Origin of the sequence: Microcoleus sp. CAWBG640, from assembly GCF_020883015.1 — a bacterium.
In the GTDB taxonomy this organism is placed as follows: domain Bacteria; phylum Cyanobacteriota; class Cyanobacteriia; order Cyanobacteriales; family Microcoleaceae; genus Microcoleus; species Microcoleus anatoxicus.
Map to the genome: position 1 here is coordinate 1 of NZ_JAHRFC010000090.1, position 17,059 is coordinate 17,059.

A 17,059-nucleotide genomic window follows, 5' to 3' on the forward strand; every position below is an offset into this window, starting at 1 on the left:
AATTTCCTTTGCGATACTATTATCTATAGTTCCTACTACAGAAAGATTCCCGCTACGGCGTTTTATACTTGGGAAAATGTCCAACCCAAGTCTCTTTAAATTGATCGAAGCATTGATGTCGCGATCGACCATTAAAGAATGTTGCTCATCCCAATAGTTCCGTATACCGCAATCGGTGAAAATAATTTCATTCCGATAGCACAGAACCATTGAAGTATAAGCAGGTTTCTGCGGAACGACGACTGATCCAGCTTTTTCGGCTATGTATTCCAGTGTCTTGAAAAATTGACCGAACGCAGCATCGAGCCAAGACTTGTTTAATCCTGATTTTGCTGATTGACCGTTCGGGAGGTAGTTACCCTCGTCATCTTGCTTAACTTTATTCCGCTTCGTTAAGCCTTTTAAATTCAAGTCTTCGTGAAAGAAGAATTTAGCTCCAGATCTGACAAGTTTGTGAGCCGTTTTATAATGAAAATCTTGGCGATAACGCGCTATTTTTTGGTGCTGTCTCGCTTCGTTTTTGGCTAATTTTCGCCGACATTTAGAGCCTAGCTTCCGCTTGTTCCGCTTTTTTGAAATGCGGTCTAGCTTGGCTTGGTTTTTGCGAAGCGGTTTCAACGAAGGTAACTTTTCGCCCGATGACGTTGCCAGGTAGACATCTTCGTGTAGCACCGCATCTAATCCGATCGAGTTATCCCAGTTTGGGGCAACTTTATCAGGAATAAACTGTGGCACTGAAGCGTCTTCAATCATTATTTGAACAAACCAACCGTCAGCCTTTCTAGTTACACTAATTTGCTTGACGTTAAACCCATCGGGGATTGGGCGGTGCATCCGAATTTTTATGATGCCCAACTTCGGCAATCGGATATAAAACCAATTCTTGCGAATCAATTTAATCCAGTCACTGTTAGCTGTACAAAAAGTCATCGTCCGATAATCCGCTTCAGTCTTGAATCGGGGTTTACCAGATCGCCCGCCTTTACTATCCCCTACGATAAACCGCTCAAAAGCTTTGTCTACTCGCTTAGAGACATCTTGCAGAATAGTTGAATCTACCTGTTTGAAGTCCAATAGTTCGCCACTGTGAAAAACTTTTATTAAGTCTTTTTTGATGACTGGTAATTGTTGTTTTTGGGAGTAGTAGTTGGGCTTCGCGCGGGGCGCAGAGATACTAGCAATTAATGGACAAGCATTTATAGCAGTACGGTTCATCTCCCACCAATCAAATCGATCGCCTAACTGTCTGTTATACCAATAGCGACAGATTCTCAACCAATGATTGAGGGTTAATTTTTGATTAGTGTCGGGATATAACTGGTACTGATAGGTTGCTTTCATTACATCACAGCCGATGCGCATCAATTAGTGTTACTTTATCAGATGATGTTGTTTGGTGTCAAGTCTGTGAGTAAAGATTTTATCCATAAAGCCAGAGGAGTTTCCGATCTCAAGTGTCATTTAGTATTGACAACCAAATATCGGCGGAAAGTTCTGACCCATCCAATGTTGTCCAGGCTTGAGGAGATTTTTAAGAACTTGATGGAAAAATGGGAAGGAAGATTGGTAGAATTCAATGGTGAGCGTGACCACGTACATTTGTTGCTTCAATATACACCACAAACTGAACCAAGTAAGCTTATCAACAATCTTAAGACTGTATCTAGTCGCTATTTGCGGAAAGAGTTTGTAGATGAAGTTGAAAAAGTTTACTGGAAAGATGTTTTTTGGACAAATGGATATTTTATTGCTTCCTGTGGCGGCGTGACGGTTGAGCAATTAAAGAAGTACATTGAGGAGCAAGATAGACCTGTAGAATAAGATTTGTTCGTCTCGTCATCCACCTGCCCACTGCTCAAAGCTACGCTTTGAGATTGTGAACAAGTGGAATCCTCGTCTCACGCGCCTTTCATCCCACACCAACCGAAGCGGTATGGTGTGGGGATTCCCGTCTGTCAATCTAAAATCGATCAGCCTATTGATTTTGACCCCCTGTTACTTTGTACCACTGATGAGTCAATCAACCAATTCCCCCCTATCTCAACAACTGTCACGACGAACCGCCCTCAAATTCCTCGGAGTAGGTGCCGCCGGCGGACTGCTGGGCTACTCTAGATTTTCCAAGCCAGAGCCCACCGTGTTTCAGCAAGACACCCTCGATTTACCGCAACTGCTAAACACCCCCAAAACCGTTGTAGTTGTCGGTGCTGGCTTGGCTGGGCTCGCCTGCGCCTACGAACTTAGTCAGCGGGGTTTCGCCGTAACGCTGTTGGAGAAATCGCCCCAACTAGGCGGCAAGATTGCTAGTTGGCCGATTTCCGTGGGGAACCAAACTTTTATGATGGAACATGGTTTTCACGGCTTTTTTCCACAATACTACAACCTCAAAAGCGTAGTTCAAGAATTAGAAATTACCGACAACTTTGTATCTTTAGAATCCTACGCGGTTATCTTTAGAGATGGCAAATACAAACCAGAAGTTTTTCGTCCTAATCATTCCGCTTTTCCTTGGAACATAGTTGACTTAGGGATAGCTTCTCCTAACTGGACGAAGTGGGGAATCAATCTGACTAAACCCGCACACTGGCAAGTATTTCGGGAAATAGGCGGTTTTCAAACTCAAAAAAGTTTCGCTAGACTCGATAACATCTCCGTTGCTGACTGGGTGAAAGGTGAGTTTCCCCGCGGACTTTATGACTTGTATTTTCTGCCTTTTGCTAAATCTAGTCTCAACTCGCCGGATGAATTGAGTGTGGGAGAATTAATGCAGTTTTTCCACTTCTACTTTTTCGGAAATCCCGAAGGTTTAGCATTCAATGGGACGCGGCAAGATATGGGAACGAGTTTAGTACAACCCATTGCTAAATACATTGAAAGTAAAGGCGGAAAAGTATTGACAGATGTGGCGGTTAGTAACATTCATTGGGAAAATGGCAAGATTAATTCCCTGAGTTACCAGTCAGGAGATGTGCAAAGTAAAGTACCTTTCTGGGTGAAGCAAAATTCGCTGTTAAATGATAGTAGTTCTACGGCATATTTCGGGGCTGGAGATAGCGTTTATGCCACAGTACCGGGAGGAAAAGAGGCGATTTCTCTGAGTTGTACTCACCAGGGCTGCACGGTGCAGAAGCAGAATGATGGTCAATTTCATTGTCCTTGTCATGGCGCAGTTTTTGATGCTGAAGGGCGAGTGGTTAGCGGTCCTGCACAACGGGATTTACCCAGATTTAAGGTGGTCGATCAAAAAGCTGATGAAGTACAATTAGCAGCAGCAATTGACAATTCCCCAACTAAAAAGTTGGGAGAAACATTGCAGGCTGATTACTATGTTTTGGCGACGGATGTGCCGGGAATGCAGCATTTGTTTAGTTTGGCTAGCGGTGAGGTGAATCCGCAGGTGCAGAGTCGGATTGAGAGTTTGAAAATAGCCGATCCGTTTGCGGTTGGTCGTTTTTGGTTCGATCGCGATTTTGCATGGGAACACAGCAATTTTAGCTCGCTTTCCGGCTACAAACTGACTGATAGCATTACGCTTTACCACCGCATTCAAGATCAATTCATCGCGTGGCACAAAGAAACTGGTGGCAGTGTAGTGGAGTTACACGCCTATTGTTATAAGGAAAAAGATTTTCCGAATCAACAAGTTTTGCTGGCTACTTTTGAGCAAGAGTTGTATGAAATTGTGCCGGAATTAAAACAGGCAAATATGCTGCACCGGGAATTGGTAAATCAAAAGAATTTCTCTGGTTATCCGCCCGGTAGTTATGCGGAACGCCCGGAGACTTCCTGTGATGTCCCTAATCTTGTATTTGCGGGAGATTGGGTGAAAATGCCTTTTCCTTGCGGTTTAATGGAAAGGGCGGTTAGCAGTGGTTTGTTGGCGGCTAATGCTATTTTATATCAGGAGGGTTTGCAGAGGCGATCGCTCTTGACCGTCAATCCTGAAGGTGTACTGAAAATCTAATGTTTTCAGCCTGACGGGGGCGGGTTTGAGAGATTAGACATCTCCGATTATTCTGGTAGGGTAGGCATCCTGCCTGCCCTTTACAATTTCTGTTCTCCAGTCCGAAAAACAACTATTCCATTTTCTACAGCAACTAGATCTATTTTCAGCGGACCGGCGATATATGTAACATCAGTAGCGATCGCCTGAACCTCCAGAGGTTTATCATATTGTTTGAGGCGATCGACAAAACTAGCCAAAGTTTCAATCCGATTATCGGCAACTTGGACTCTACCGCCGACAACACCAATCAAACGAGCCCGAAATTGGCAAGCTTCAATTAATTGCTGCAACTGCTGTCTTACCTGTTCGTCTTTTAAGACTAGGGGATCGATAGAAACTCCTGCAATCACATCTCCAGCGCGGAATACAACTCTATTGATTTCGGCTTCTGCAAATACTTTGATCCGCTTTTCTTCCCGCAGGTAGTTCGCGCCGGCGACAATTCTGACTACATAATCTTGACCGTCTTTTATTTGATTAAGGAGTTGTTCAATTTCGGCATTGGTAATTTGAACTATCTGCTCTTTTACCTTGGTATTTCCAGGCTGCATGAGTCCGACAGTGGTTTTATTTGCTTCTTGCAATAGTCGATCGATGGCGCGACTGGCTAGGGCTGGCTCGGCGATGCGAACAACTCCCGCAGCTAAAATTTGGCCTCGCCTGATGGCAACAGTCCCCTCGCGAATTGCCTGAAAGTCTCTTTCTAAAACTTGTACTTGCTGTTGCAATAAAGCTTGTTGCTGTTCCAGTTGTGTTTGTTGCTCTGCTAGGGTTTCTAAGAGAGCTTCTCTTTCGGCAATTACTTTGTCTCGATCGACTATAGCTCGATCGCGATCGGCTAGATTTTGGACACGCTCGGCAATTTCCTTGTCTCGCTGAGCAATTAGTTTGTTGCGCGAGCCAATTTCCTGGTCCCGCTGGGCAATTTCTTGGTTCCGCTGGGCAATTTCTTGGTCCCGTTGGGCAATTTGAGTTTTTACTCGCTCTCGTTGTTCAATTAACTGTTGTCGTTCGGTTTGTAGTTGGGTGATTTCTGAGCCTAAAGCTTTCTTTTGAGTAGAAACTGTTTTCAATTGATTTTCAGTGCGATCGAGCTGAGATTGTGTGCTGGCTTTGGCTACTTCCACAATCGTCAGTTGTTCTTCAGTTCGCAACTTAGCTGCTTCCATCGTCGCAAGCTGTTTTTCGGTTTGAGATTTAGCCGCTTCTACCTGACTCAGTTGCTGTTGAGTTTTGGACTTGGCAGCTTCGACATTATTGAGTTGGGCTCGCAGGGACTTTAATTTGGTTTGGGTCTCGGCTTGCTCGGCATTAGCCATTTGCAACGAACGATTAATTTCTTCTAAATTGGCCTTAGCTTGGGCTTGAGCAGCCCTAGCTTGGCTTAATTCAGTTTCAACTCGTTTTTTTTCTTCAGTGGCTAGATTGAGTTCTCTGCGGGCGTTATTGAGTCTTTTTTGAATTTCATCTATTCTAAAAACCCCTGTACGGAGGGGCTTGCTGGTAGCAAACAAGATGCCCAGAGTTGTGGCTGACAGAATGCTACCAGCCATCACTGTCACCACAACAGCAGTATCGCGGGGGCGAAGTTTGAATAAACTTAATCTAGCCTTGCCGACTTTTGTCCCAAGGCGATCGCTGACAGTAGCGATCACACCCCCCAAAATTAAAATTACAAATACTAGGATGTATCCAGCAGTCATTCCGATTCCATAGCTTGTCTAAATCATCGAGCAAATATGTAGGGGTAGTGGATGGTGCGTGCCTACCCCTAAGCGATCGGGGCAACCGGGCGTGGGATTGCCCCTACAAAAATTACACAAATCATTTAGGCTGGTTACGAATTTGGGATTTGGGATTCAATCCCAAATCCCAAATCCCAAATCCTATAGTCTCTCGGCGTCAAGTGAATTGCTGGCCTAAAGCCACCGGGTTATGGACTGTGATCTTTTTCTTGTGGATCGAGATCATTTTTTCTTGTCTGAGATCCCCCAGCAAGCGAGTCACCGTTACTCGCGTTGAGCCGATTGCCTCTGCGATCGCCTGATGAGACAACTTTAAATCAATCGTAATCCCTTCAGTACCGGGCATACCAAAATCCCGGCACAGAATCAGCAAAAAGCTGACCAATCTCGAACCCATATCTCGATGGGCCAACGTTTCGATCATCATCTCAGTTTGCAAAATCCGAGAAGACAATCCCCGCAGCATCACCATCGATAGTTCTGGGTCTTCCTTGAGGGCTTTTTCCACTTGTTCGATCGGCAATGAGATCAATTCCACCGGCGTAAAGGCTACGGCGTGGTAAAACCTGTCGGAGCGGTGTCCTGTAATCAGAGACAGCACCCCAAATACGCTATTTTCGCGGAGAAGAGCAACAGTAATTTCTTCTCCTGCTTCATATACCCTGGAGAGCTTAACAGCACCTTTAATGAGAACGTAGACGCGCTCAGCCGGGTCTCCAGGGAAAAAAATTGTCTTGCCCCGTTCAAAGGTTTCCACAATGGGTGGGAACGCCCCGCCGCTGATTTGGCGGAACACGGCTGCTAGCGGTCTATCATGGGTCACGACCTGATCCTTTGTACTAATCAATGCTCTGTAACTTGAAAATTAACATTTTTGAGTAAATATACTTTCCAACCTCCTGTATTGGATGATTCAATAACTTCCATCTAATGTTAAGGTAAACACACACTGTATGATTAAATCTAGCCCTTCTCTTAACTTTTTCAATTCCGCCCCCAAGTAGCTCCACAGCCAAATTAATCTTAATTGTGTCTCAGTTGTGTCTCAATTGTGTCTCAATCAGTGATATTTCAATCAGTTGTGTCTAAATAGGTGGCGTGGTTGAATCTAGCCAACGAGAACGGTGCAAGTTGCTTCTAGATAAACTACAGATGATAGATTTGACCGGAAAAAATGCTCTTGTTACGGGCATTGCCAACAATCGCTCGATCGCCTGGGGCATTGCTCAGCAGCTCCACAAAGCAGGGGCCAATCTTGGCATCACTTATTTGAAAGACGAAAAAGGTAAACACGAGCGGAAAGTCGCTGAACTCGTGGAACCGCTCAATCCCAGTCTGTATTTGCCCTGCAATGTCCAAAATGAGATGGAAATTGAGTCCACTTTTGAGACGATCGCCGACAAGTGGGGCAAGTTAGATATTCTGGTTCACTGTTTAGCCTTTGCCGGCAAGGACGAACTCTCAGGAGATTTCACCAATACTTCGCGAGAAGGTTTCTCCAATGCTTTGGATATTAGCGCTTACTCCCTAGTACGGCTTTGTGCAGCGGCGAAACCCTTGATGGCCGAAGGTGGCAGTATTATCACCTTGACTTATCTCGGCGGTGTCCGAGTAGTTCCCAATTATAACGTGATGGGAATTGCGAAAGCAGCATTAGAAATGAATGTTCGCTATTTGGCGGCAGAACTTGGCCCGTTAAATATTCGGGTAAATGCAATTTCTTCTGGCCCAATTCGGACTTTGGCTTCGTCAGCAGTTGGCGGCATTCTGGACATGATCCACCACGTTGAGGAAGTCGCTCCCCTGCGACGCACGGTGACTCAACAGGAAGTAGGAAATGCTGCGACTTTTCTATGCAGCAGTATGGCTAGCGGGATTACGGGTCAGATTTTGTATGTAGATGCTGGTTACGAAATCATGGGAATGTAACAGTTTGCAAACAGTTGACAGTTGACAGTTGACAGTTGACAGTTGACAGTTGACAGTTGACAGTTGACTGTTCGATTTCCACTGTCTGCTGGAAAACTGCTAATCCCAAATTACTAATTAATTACTAATGAATGACAAATTGCGAATTATGGAAATAATCGATCGCCCTTCTGTTCCTCCTGTAAATTCAGTTAGCCTGCTGAGGGCTGCTTCGGTGAAGCGCACGACATTGGAAACGGATGTCAATGTTAGCCTGAATCTCGACGGTTCGGGAACTTGTAAAGCGGCGACTGGAATTCCGTTTTTAGACCATATGTTGGATCAGATTGCTTCCCACGGATTGATCGATTTGGACGTCCAGGCGATCGGGGATTTAGCCATTGACGATCATCACACGAACGAGGATGTGGGAATTACGTTAGGACAAACCTTGGCAAAAGCTGTCGGAGATCGATCGGGCATTTCTCGTTTCGGCCACTTCATCGCCCCGCTAGATGAAGCTTTAGTTGAGGTAGTGCTAGATTTTTCGGGACGGCCGCACTTAAGTTACAATTTGCAGATTCCCAATCAGCGAATTGGTACTTACGATACCGAGTTAGTGAAAGAGTTTTTTGCGGCGATTGTGAACCACAGTCAAATGACACTGCACATTCGACAGTTGCAGGGTGGAAATTCCCATCACATTGTGGAAGCGGCATTTAAGGCATTTGCGCGGGCTTTGCGGATGGCTGTGGCGATCGATCCACGGCGCGCTAGTCGGATTCCGAGTTCTAAAGGGGTTTTGTAGTTTCAGGGTTTGTAGTTGCACCAATGGGCTGCTGCAAACCTGTCATACCATATCCTCTCTTCATCGGAATTATTCATCTCTCTCTTCCCTTCCTCTGCCTTCTCTGCGTTCTCTGTGGTTAAATCATTATTATTCGTGAGTAGATCCATCTGGCATAATTGCACCAGTGAGTTTAGCATTTTCCAAGCTAGCACCGCCTATTTTTGCATCGGTTAAGTTAGCGCCAGATAAATCTGCAAAACTTAACCTTGCCGCGCGGAGGTCTGCTGAAATTAGGTCAGCACCACGCAGTTTTGCAGAGTTTAACTCAGCTTGTCGCAAGTCAGCTTCAGTTAAGTCTGCTGTAGTTAGATCGGCACTAACTAATCTTGCATCGTTCAAGTTAACTTGTCTTAAATTAGCTCTGCTCAAATTTGTGCTATCCAGTGTTGCTCCCTGAAGTTTGGCCCCACTTAAATTAACATCTCTCAAATCGGAATTATTTAATTTGGCTGAACTCAAATTAGCCCCTTGTAAATCCGCTCCTTTTAAGTTAACACCGCTCAAGTCCCTACCAGTTAGATCGGCATTTTGCAGCGATACATAAGGAGCAATTAAGTAAGCGCCCGCTTTCACGGGATCTAAATCAGTAGGAAATAAAGTTGCTTCATTGTAAATCGCTCCTTGAAGCTGAACTCCCTTGATATTTGCTCGATCAAGATTTGCTTCTAAAAGGTTAGCATTGCTCAGATTTGCATTCGTCAAATCAGCATTTATCATGTCTACTTTCCTCAAGTTTAGTCCGCTCAAGTTAGCTTGACCGAGGTTTGCACTGGTGAATTTTGTTGGGTAATCTTGACGGGTTCGAGCTCCGCTGAGGTTTGCACCATTCAAATTTGCTTCAGTAAAATTTGTATAGAATAGTTGAGCTGCTCTTAAACTTGCCTTCCTTAAATTGGCTTTCTCTAGATTAGCTGATTGTAAATTAGCCTGAGCGAGGTTGGCATTTACCAAGTTTGCTTGATTCAGATTGGCACTGGATAAAGTAGCCTGAGAAAGGTTAGCATTTACCAAGTTTGCTTGAGTCAGATTGGCACTGGATAAACTAGCCTTAGAAAGGTTAACACCGCATAAATTCGCCGCACTAAAATTTGTGCCATCAAAACGCGCATCCCTCATATCGGCTCCCTTCAAATTTGCCCCACTAAGATTTACACTCTGCCAATTTACACTCCTCAAATTAGCTTTATTTAAATTAGCATTACTCAAATTAACACCAGAAGTTAGAGATTTACCGCTCAAATCAGCACCAGCTAAATTAATCCCCGTAAAATCCCTTTCTCCCTCAGTGTAACGCAGCCAAAAATCCTCAACACTAACAACAGGTTCCAGACATTCCTCAGACTCATCCTCCACATCCTCACAGCTATCCTCTAAAGCAATATCTTCAGTATCCTCCGCCAATCCTTCCAAATAATCCCCTCGATCCAAGTAATCCGAACTCGCGACAAACCGCCTTTCTATCTCCTCCTCATTTAATACTTCGCTGCTGTCAAATCGCTCAATTAATTGCTTGACAATTTGGCAATCATTGGTGCGGATTCCCACTTCTTTTTCTGCACTTTGGTCGCTATTCGTCAGCAAATTATGACTCCCCAACATGGCAAAACTGGAATCACAGACTAAAAAGTTTTCGTGAGTACCCAATAACTTGAGGCGAAATTGATCGGGATATTCACCTTCTAACTCTTGTAAATCTGCCAAAGCATTGTAGCGCCATCCTTTGCCGATATTTTGCCGATCGCCCAGATAACCCCAACCAATATCGATCGAACATCCTCGGTTCAAGCAATCCCTAAATTTTTGCAGCAATTCATCATTAATGCTGTTACAATTGAGCCAAGGGCAAACAATAATCAGCCGCTCTTGTGCTACTGATAGCGCCTCCATCAACACAGCGCGACTGTGAGGGCGATCGAATATTAACTGAGCCTGAAAATCTTTATTTTCAGTCTGAGTATCAAGCTCAATCGGCGGCTCAGAAATAATTGATTTCTCCCCTATTTCTAAATTTAACCGCTGTTGAATTGTTGCAACTTGCTCCATCAAACTTTCTAGCTGTCGCGGTTCAGGGCGATCGTTAAATAGTTGCTCATGGGATTGTAACTGCTGCTTAAGTTTGGCGATATATCTTTTCAGAACAACTTGGTTTTCTTCAAGCTGCAATACTCTCGCGGTTAAGGACGATAAATCTAATTCTTGCTGTGACATAATGCTACCCTAAAATTAACAACAAGTCAATAGTCATAAAGGCGATCGCACCCAATCAAACCTTAGCAACCTCCACCAACTCAACAGCACTAACAGAACCTGACTCTTCTCCTTCATCTTCAGCAACCGCAACTGTCAACTTCAATCCCAAAGCATTCAGCCAATTAGCTAAAGCATAAATAGTTGCAATCCCGGATTGCGGCAACAAAACATCTAATTTTTCAAGATGCAATTTAGCATCCTCCGCAGACATAATTGGTTCCCCAAGAGCTTCAAATACATCTCTCAGAACTTTTCGCATTATTCCCGTCTCTAAATCGCCCTCTTCCTCTTCATCAAAAATCAGTGACAGGTAACCAGCAGAATAGTTGGGGTCTTTCAGATTGGAAATTTTAAAGGGATGGTAAGGTAAACTTTTAGGCATTGTCATTGTCTTAACTCCTGTAATCTGTCCAGTATTCTTTAGCCTTGTGAATGTCTTGCTCTTGAGTGCTTTTATCTCCGCCTATTAGCAAAAGTACAATTGTTGCTCCAACTTGTCCAAAATAAACTCGCATTGGTGTCAACTTAAGCCTGAAAGCCTTGGTATCTCTCGTTCATAGCCAAGTCTAGATCCCCCTAAATCCCCACCCCCCCCTAGCCCCCCCCAAGGGGGGATGGGGGAAGGGGGACTTTGATCGGACTCTTATCCCCCCCTTCTTAAGGGGGGCTAGGGGGGATCTAGATTTAATAGTCAAACAGCAGTCTGTGGCTACCTTTGACCTTAAGTTGACACCAATGGGGCGATCGCCCCCAATCAAACATTACCAACCTCCACCAACTCAACAGCACTAACAGAACTTTCCTCTTCCCCTTCATCCTCAGCAACCGCAACAGATAACTTCAATCCCAAAACATTCAGCCAATTAGCCAAAGCATAAATTGTCGCCATTCCATTCTGTGACAGCAAACCATCTAATTTTTCCAAGTGCAATTTAGCGTCATCTGCTGACATATTTGGTTCTCCAAGAGCTTCAAATACATCTCGAAGCGCTTTTCGCATTATTCCCGTCTCTAAATCACCTTCTTCTTCCTCAAATATCTCTGTGAGATAAGCCACCGCAAATAAGGGATCTTTGAGAGATTTAATTTTCAAGGGATGGTAAGGTACACTTTCATTAGACATTTTTTCGACTCCTATATTCTGTCCAATATTTCTTGGCTTTGCTAATATCTTGCTCTTGAGTGCTTTTATCTCCGCCACACAGCAGAAGCACTATAGTTGTTTCTACTTGTCCAAAATAGACGCGGTAGCCCGGCCCAAAGTCAATTTTAAATTCCCAGACTCCCTCTCCGAGCGATCGAGCATCTCCCAGATTACCATCGCTAACCCGCTCAAGTCTTTTCACAATCTTGGCTTTACCCTGAAAGTCTCGGAGAGATTCCAACAACTCCGAAAAAGGAATTTTGCCATCCGGTATCTTGTACTGCTGAATTTCACGCTTGTTGTACTTCCATAAATGCGATCGCCACTACTGGTAAATCATCATACGGGCGATCGGCCAAAATCAAACCTTCGCAACTTCCACCAACTCAACATCACTAACAGAACTTGACTCTTCCCCTTCATCTTCTTGAGCAACCGCAACAGATAACTTCAATCCCAAAACATTCAGCCAATTAGCCAAAGCATAAACAGTCGCCATTCCATTCTGTGACAGCAAACCATCTAATTTTTCCAAGTGCAATGAGGCCTCTTCATTTGACATATTTGGTTCCCCAAGAGCTTCAAATACATTGCTAAGTCCGAGTTCGAGCACACCGGCTTCAGGCTCATCATCTTCCAAATGCGCTGTTAGATAAGCAGCAGCGTGTATTTTATCCTTAAGCGCTTCAATCAGATAGTCCTGATAACTATCGCTAGTTGGCATTTTCGCGTTCTCCATATTCTTTCCAATACTCCTTAGCTTTACGAATATCTTGCTCTTGACTGCTTTTATCCCCACCACAGAGGATAAGCACTATTGTTGACCCAAATTGTCCGAAGTACACGCGATACCCCGGCCCAAAGTCAATTTTCAATTCGCAGACTCCTTCCCCAACAGACTTGCTGTTTCCTAAATTCCCCAAGCGAACTCGATCGAGCCTTTGCTCAATTTTAACTACCGCATTCAAATCTCGCAGGGAACTAAGCCACTCTGCGAAAGGATTTCTACCGTCTGGGGTAATATAACGCCGAATTTCCCTTGGTTGTACTTCCATAAATGCGATCGCAACTACTCGTAAATCATAATAAAGGCGATCGCCCCCAATCAAACATTACCAACCTCCACCAACTCAACAGCACTAACAGAACTTTCCTCTCCCCCTTCCTCCTCAGCAACCGCAACAGATAACTTCAATCCCAAAACATTCAGCCAATTAGCCAAAGCATAAATTGTCGCCATTCCATTTTGTGACAGCAAACCATCTAATTTTTCCAGATGCAATTTAGCCTCATCTGCTGACATATTTGGTTCCCCAAGAGCTTCAAATACATCTTTCAAAGCTGATGGAAAAATCCCAACATCCAAATCTCCCTCTTCTTGCTCATTCAAGAATAGCGCGAGGTAGCCAGCAGAATATGCCGGATCTTTGAGCTGTTCAATCAGAAACGGATGGTAAGGTACACTTTTAACCATTGTCTTGACTCCTGTATTTAATCCAATATTTCTTTGCTTTACGAATATCTTCGTCCTGAGTGCTTTTATCCCCTCCACACAGGAGAAGCACTATAGTTGTTTCTACTTGTCCAAAATAGACCCGGTAGCCTGGACCAAAATTAATTTTCAATTCCCAGACTCCTTCTCCCACTGGGCGGTAGTCCCCAAAATTACCTGTACTGACTCGCTTCAATCTCACATTAATCTTGAGTTTGGCTTGAGAATCCCGCAGAGCATAAAACCACTCATCGAAAGGAATCTGACCATCTGACTTGACGTAACGCTGAATTTCACTCTTGTTGTACTTCCATAAGTGCGATCGCAACTACTCGTAAATCATCATAAAGGCGATCGCCCAAAATCAAGCATTACCAACTTCCGCCAATTCAGCAACATTAGCAGAAATTTCCCCATCCTCAGCATCAACCGCAACAGATAATTTCAATCCCAAAACATTCAGCCAATTTGCCAAAGCATAAATAGTTGCAATCCCTTCTTGTGGCAACAAAACATCTAATTTTTCCAGATGCAATTTAGCATCCTCCGCAGACATATTTGGTTCTCCAAGAGCCTCAAATACATCTCTCAGCACTTGTCGCATTATTCCCATCTCTAAATCGCCTTCTTCCTCTTCATCAAAAATCAATGACAGGTAAGCAGCAGAATAGTTGGGATCTTTAAGATTGGAAATTTTAGAATCATGATAGCTATCACTGGTCGGCACTTTGGCGTATTTCATAATCTTTCCAGTATTCCTTAGCTTTAACAATGTCTTGGTCTTGAGTGCTTTTATCCCCACCACACAGAATAAGCACAATGGTGGCTCCGGCTTGTCCAAAGTAGACTCGGTAGCCAGGGCCATAGTCAATTTTTAACTCGCAGACTCCTTCGCCAACTGAGCGACAGTCTCCTAAATTGCCATTGCTAACCCGCTGAAGCCTCTTATCAATTCTAATTTTAGCGTTAACATCCCGCAGCGCAGCCAACCATTCCGCAAAAGGAACTATGCCGTTTGATCTTATATAACGTCGAATTTCCCTTGGTTGTACTTCCATAAATGCGATCGCAACTACTCACCAATCATAATATGGGCGATCGCACCCAATCAAACCTTAGCAACCTCCACCAACTCAACAGCACTAACAGCACCTTAACCCTTATTCTAGCGACGATCGCCCCCCAATATTACAGTCACCCGATCGCCCCTTGACTTAATGCGCTACAATTATTAAGAAATCTTTAGTTAAATCCGTTTAACGTCTCGGACGCATTATGAGTCTTCCCATTCGCAACGTTGCTATCATTGCTCACGTCGATCACGGCAAAACCACCCTTGTGGACGCTCTTCTCAGACAGTCCGGGGTCTTCCGCGAAGGGGAAGAAATCCCAGATTGCGTCATGGACTCCAATGATATCGAGCGCGAGCGTGGCATCACCATCCTTTCCAAAAATACCGCCGTCCGATACAAAGAAACCCTGATCAACATCGTCGATACCCCCGGACACGCCGACTTCGGTGGCGAAGTCGAACGAGTTCTCGGCATGGTAGACGGTTGTTTGCTGATCGTAGACGCCAACGAAGGCCCGATGCCACAAACCCGCTTTGTGCTCAAAAAAGCCCTGGAAAAAGGCTTGCGCCCGATCGTCTTTGTCAACAAGATCGATCGCGATCGAGCAGACCCCCACAAAGCAGTTGATAAAGTTTTAGACTTGTTCTTAGAACTAGGTGCTGACGACGATCAGTGCGAATTTCCCTATCTCTTCGGTTCCGGCTTAAGCGGTTACGCCAAAAAAAGCCTCGAAGACGAAGGCGTAGATATGAAGCCCCTATTTGAAGAAATCCTCGACCACGTACCACCCCCCGTCGGCGACGCCAACAAGCCACTACAACTGCAAGTAACCACCTTAGATTACTCCGAATACGTCGGGCGCATCGTCATCGGCCGCATCCACAACGGCACAATTAGAGTCGGTCAACAAGCAGTCTTGATCACCGAAAGCGGCGCGCTTGTCAAATCAAAAATCAGTAAATTGATGGGCTTTGAAGGCCTGAAGCGGATTGATATCGCAGAATCTTCTGCTGGTAATCTGGTCGCCGTGGCTGGTTTTGCTGATGCGTATATTGGGGAGACAATTACCTGTCCCAACGACCCGCAAGCGCTACCTTTAATTAAGGTAGACGAACCAACTTTGCAGATGACTTTCTCGGTGAACGACTCGCCATTCTGCGGTCAAGAAGGTACTTTAGTAACATCGCGACAAGTGCGCGATCGACTAATGCGAGAACTCCAAACCAACGTCGCCTTGCGCGTCGAAGAAACCGACTCCCCCGACAAATTTCTCGTATCCGGCCGTGGCGAACTCCACCTCGGAATCCTGATCGAAAATATGCGTCGCGAAGGATACGAATTCCAAGTATCTCAGCCGCAAGTAATCTTCCGCGAAGTCGGCGGTCGTCCCTGCGAACCCTTTGAATGTTTAGTCTTAGACGTACCCGAAGAAGCCGTCGGCGGCTGCATCGAACGCCTCGGTCAGCGGAAAGCAGAAATGCAAGATATGCACGTCAGCAGCACCGGTCGCACCCAAATCGAATTTTCAGTCCCCGCCCGCGGTTTGATTGGATTCCGAGGCGAGTTTATGCGCTTGACTCGCGGCGCTGGAATTATGAACCACAGCTTCCTCGACTATCGCCCCCTCGGTGGAGAAATTGTCGCCCGTCGCAATGGAGTATTGATTTCCTTTGAAGAAGGAACTGCAACTACTTATTCACTGAAAAATGCTGAAGACCGTGGCGTATTTTTCATTACCCCCGGAACCAAGGTTTACAGAGGGATGATTATCGGAGAAAACAACCGAGATGACGACATGGAGCTGAATATTTGCAAGTCGAAGCAGTTGACAAACCACCGCGCATCTGGCGGTGAAGAATTGGCGCAATTGCAAGCACCAGTCGATATGAGTTTAGAACGCGCTTTGGAGTACATCGGCCAGGATGAATTGGTGGAAGTAACACCGAAATCAATTCGCTTGCGGAAGGTTTCTAAGAAGTTAGTAAAACGCTAAAATCAGTCTAGGGTTGGCAATGTCAGCCCTAGACTTGCTCCTCAAGTTTTACAGTTGTTGGGGAGGGTAGGAACGGGGACACTACCCCTACAAAACTCTCATTTTTTTGAGAATGAAACAGCCCTGCCCCCCAAGGGGGGATGGGGGACGAAAGAGAAGATTCCGGTTCCCCACTTCTTAAGGGGGCTAGGGCGTGTTTTCAAACTACTCCTTAAGATTTAGATCCCCCTCGCATCCCCCTTAAAAAGGGGGACTTAAAGACTCTTTCCCCCCCCTTTTTAAGGGGGGCTGGGGGGGATCTTTGGGTTTGAAAACACGCCCTAGGGGGGATCTGGTCTTAATAGTCAAACAGCCATCTGTGACTAGGTTTAAGTTTAAGTTGAGACCAATGGTTTTACAGATAATATTTAAGACTGACAAACAATCTATATAAACCAGCCGCCACTAAGATTTTTGATGGTAGCAATTTGTGGGGTTGGGAACTGTCAGATAAAATCTACCCATATATAGACAAACTTACCGGAATGTACACATAATAGAGTGTATACAGTTAGGTATCCTCTATTATGGAATCCAATGAAGTGACTATTTCAATCGG

The 17,059-nt window shown here is 44.9% G+C and carries 19 protein-coding genes and 1 pseudogene; 6 read left to right on the forward strand and 14 right to left on the reverse strand.

Translation table 11 applies throughout. From position 1 onward, the window contains the following. Positions 1-1,341, reverse strand: a 1,341-nt coding sequence (locus AAFP11_RS25840) for a transposase (RefSeq protein WP_341739597.1), incomplete at its 3' end; no start/stop codon positions are given. 66 nt (positions 1,342-1,407) lie between these two features. On the opposite strand from AAFP11_RS25840, the gene tnpA reads away from it, so the two are divergent. Both tnpA and AAFP11_RS25850 read left to right on the forward strand, forming a co-directional pair. Next, a complete protein-coding gene (gene tnpA / locus AAFP11_RS25845) occupies positions 1,408-1,821 on the forward strand; it encodes an IS200/IS605 family transposase (protein WP_341739598.1) in 414 nt (137 codons plus the stop codon). A gap of 190 nt (positions 1,822-2,011) precedes the next feature. Beyond that, a complete protein-coding gene (locus AAFP11_RS25850) occupies positions 2,012-3,964 on the forward strand; it encodes an FAD-dependent oxidoreductase (protein WP_341739599.1) in 1,953 nt (650 codons plus the stop codon). Positions 3,965-4,044: 80 nt separating this feature from the next. Here AAFP11_RS25850 and AAFP11_RS25855 read toward each other — a convergent pair whose 3' ends face one another. Both AAFP11_RS25855 and ntcA read right to left on the reverse strand, forming a co-directional pair. Then, positions 4,045-5,709, reverse strand: a complete 1,665-nt coding sequence (locus AAFP11_RS25855) for a DUF3084 domain-containing protein (protein ID WP_341739600.1) — start codon at positions 5,707-5,709, stop codon at positions 4,045-4,047. Positions 5,710-5,908: 199 nt separating this feature from the next. After that, the gene (gene ntcA, locus AAFP11_RS25860) at positions 5,909-6,574 is read right to left on the reverse strand and encodes a global nitrogen regulator NtcA (RefSeq protein WP_341739601.1); all 666 of its coding nucleotides are present in this window, start codon (positions 6,572-6,574) and stop codon (positions 5,909-5,911) included. Positions 6,575-6,903: 329 nt separating this feature from the next. Between ntcA and fabI the strand changes: the two genes are divergently transcribed. Continuing rightward, positions 6,904-7,680 (forward strand): enoyl-ACP reductase FabI, encoded by a 777-nt coding sequence (fabI, locus tag AAFP11_RS25865; protein WP_341739612.1) that lies wholly within the window; start codon positions 6,904-6,906, stop codon positions 7,678-7,680. A gap of 148 nt (positions 7,681-7,828) precedes the next feature. After that, complete coding sequence (gene hisB, locus AAFP11_RS25870; protein ID WP_341739613.1) at positions 7,829-8,467, forward strand: imidazoleglycerol-phosphate dehydratase HisB; 639 nt, start codon at positions 7,829-7,831, stop codon at positions 8,465-8,467. Positions 8,468-8,596: 129 nt separating this feature from the next. Here the strand turns inward: hisB and AAFP11_RS25875 are convergent, their stop codons facing one another. From AAFP11_RS25875 to AAFP11_RS25925, 11 genes and pseudogenes are all read right to left on the reverse strand, one after another. Further along, positions 8,597-10,717, reverse strand: a complete 2,121-nt coding sequence (locus AAFP11_RS25875) for a pentapeptide repeat-containing protein (protein ID WP_341739602.1) — start codon at positions 10,715-10,717, stop codon at positions 8,597-8,599. A gap of 55 nt (positions 10,718-10,772) precedes the next feature. Then, the gene (locus AAFP11_RS25880) at positions 10,773-11,147 is read right to left on the reverse strand and encodes a transcriptional regulator (protein WP_341739603.1); all 375 of its coding nucleotides are present in this window, start codon (positions 11,145-11,147) and stop codon (positions 10,773-10,775) included. A gap of 4 nt (positions 11,148-11,151) precedes the next feature. Further along, positions 11,152-11,271, reverse strand: a pseudogene (locus tag AAFP11_RS25885) (type II toxin-antitoxin system RelE/ParE family toxin); the annotation flags it as partial. A gap of 242 nt (positions 11,272-11,513) precedes the next feature. Further along, positions 11,514-11,882: a transcriptional regulator gene (locus AAFP11_RS25890; RefSeq protein ID WP_341739604.1), complete on the reverse strand. Its 369-nt coding sequence runs from the start codon at positions 11,880-11,882 to the stop codon at positions 11,514-11,516. Beyond that, positions 11,875-12,192 (reverse strand): type II toxin-antitoxin system RelE/ParE family toxin, encoded by a 318-nt coding sequence (locus AAFP11_RS25895; RefSeq protein ID WP_341739614.1) that lies wholly within the window; start codon positions 12,190-12,192, stop codon positions 11,875-11,877. Before AAFP11_RS25895 ends, AAFP11_RS25890 begins: the two co-directional genes overlap by 8 nt. Positions 12,193-12,264: 72 nt before the next feature. Further along, on the reverse strand, positions 12,265-12,627 hold the full coding sequence (locus tag AAFP11_RS25900; protein ID WP_341739605.1) for a transcriptional regulator: 363 nt from the start codon (positions 12,625-12,627) through the stop codon (positions 12,265-12,267). Beyond that, positions 12,617-12,958, reverse strand: coding sequence for a type II toxin-antitoxin system RelE/ParE family toxin (locus AAFP11_RS25905; RefSeq protein WP_341739615.1), 342 nt, complete (start codon positions 12,956-12,958; stop codon positions 12,617-12,619). The genes AAFP11_RS25900 and AAFP11_RS25905 overlap by 11 nt, the downstream gene beginning before the upstream one ends. A gap of 50 nt (positions 12,959-13,008) precedes the next feature. Beyond that, complete coding sequence (locus AAFP11_RS25910; RefSeq protein WP_341739606.1) at positions 13,009-13,377, reverse strand: transcriptional regulator; 369 nt, start codon at positions 13,375-13,377, stop codon at positions 13,009-13,011. Next, positions 13,370-13,723, reverse strand: coding sequence for a type II toxin-antitoxin system RelE/ParE family toxin (locus tag AAFP11_RS25915; RefSeq protein WP_341739607.1), 354 nt, complete (start codon positions 13,721-13,723; stop codon positions 13,370-13,372). The genes AAFP11_RS25910 and AAFP11_RS25915 overlap by 8 nt, the downstream gene beginning before the upstream one ends. Before the next feature lie 36 nt (positions 13,724-13,759). Further along, the gene (locus AAFP11_RS25920) at positions 13,760-14,137 is read right to left on the reverse strand and encodes a transcriptional regulator (RefSeq protein ID WP_341739608.1); all 378 of its coding nucleotides are present in this window, start codon (positions 14,135-14,137) and stop codon (positions 13,760-13,762) included. Continuing rightward, positions 14,109-14,453 (reverse strand): type II toxin-antitoxin system RelE/ParE family toxin, encoded by a 345-nt coding sequence (locus AAFP11_RS25925; RefSeq protein WP_341739609.1) that lies wholly within the window; start codon positions 14,451-14,453, stop codon positions 14,109-14,111. Before AAFP11_RS25925 ends, AAFP11_RS25920 begins: the two co-directional genes overlap by 29 nt. 2 nt (positions 14,454-14,455) lie before the next feature. On the opposite strand from AAFP11_RS25925, the gene AAFP11_RS25930 reads away from it, so the two are divergent. Continuing rightward, on the forward strand, positions 14,456-14,608 hold the full coding sequence (locus AAFP11_RS25930) for a hypothetical protein (RefSeq protein WP_341739610.1): 153 nt from the start codon (positions 14,456-14,458) through the stop codon (positions 14,606-14,608). Positions 14,609-14,670: 62 nt separating this feature from the next. Then, entirely contained in the window at positions 14,671-16,461 is a 1,791-nt protein-coding gene (typA, locus tag AAFP11_RS25935) for a translational GTPase TypA (protein WP_341739611.1), read from the forward strand. The last annotated feature ends 598 nt before the right edge of the window (positions 16,462-17,059 follow it).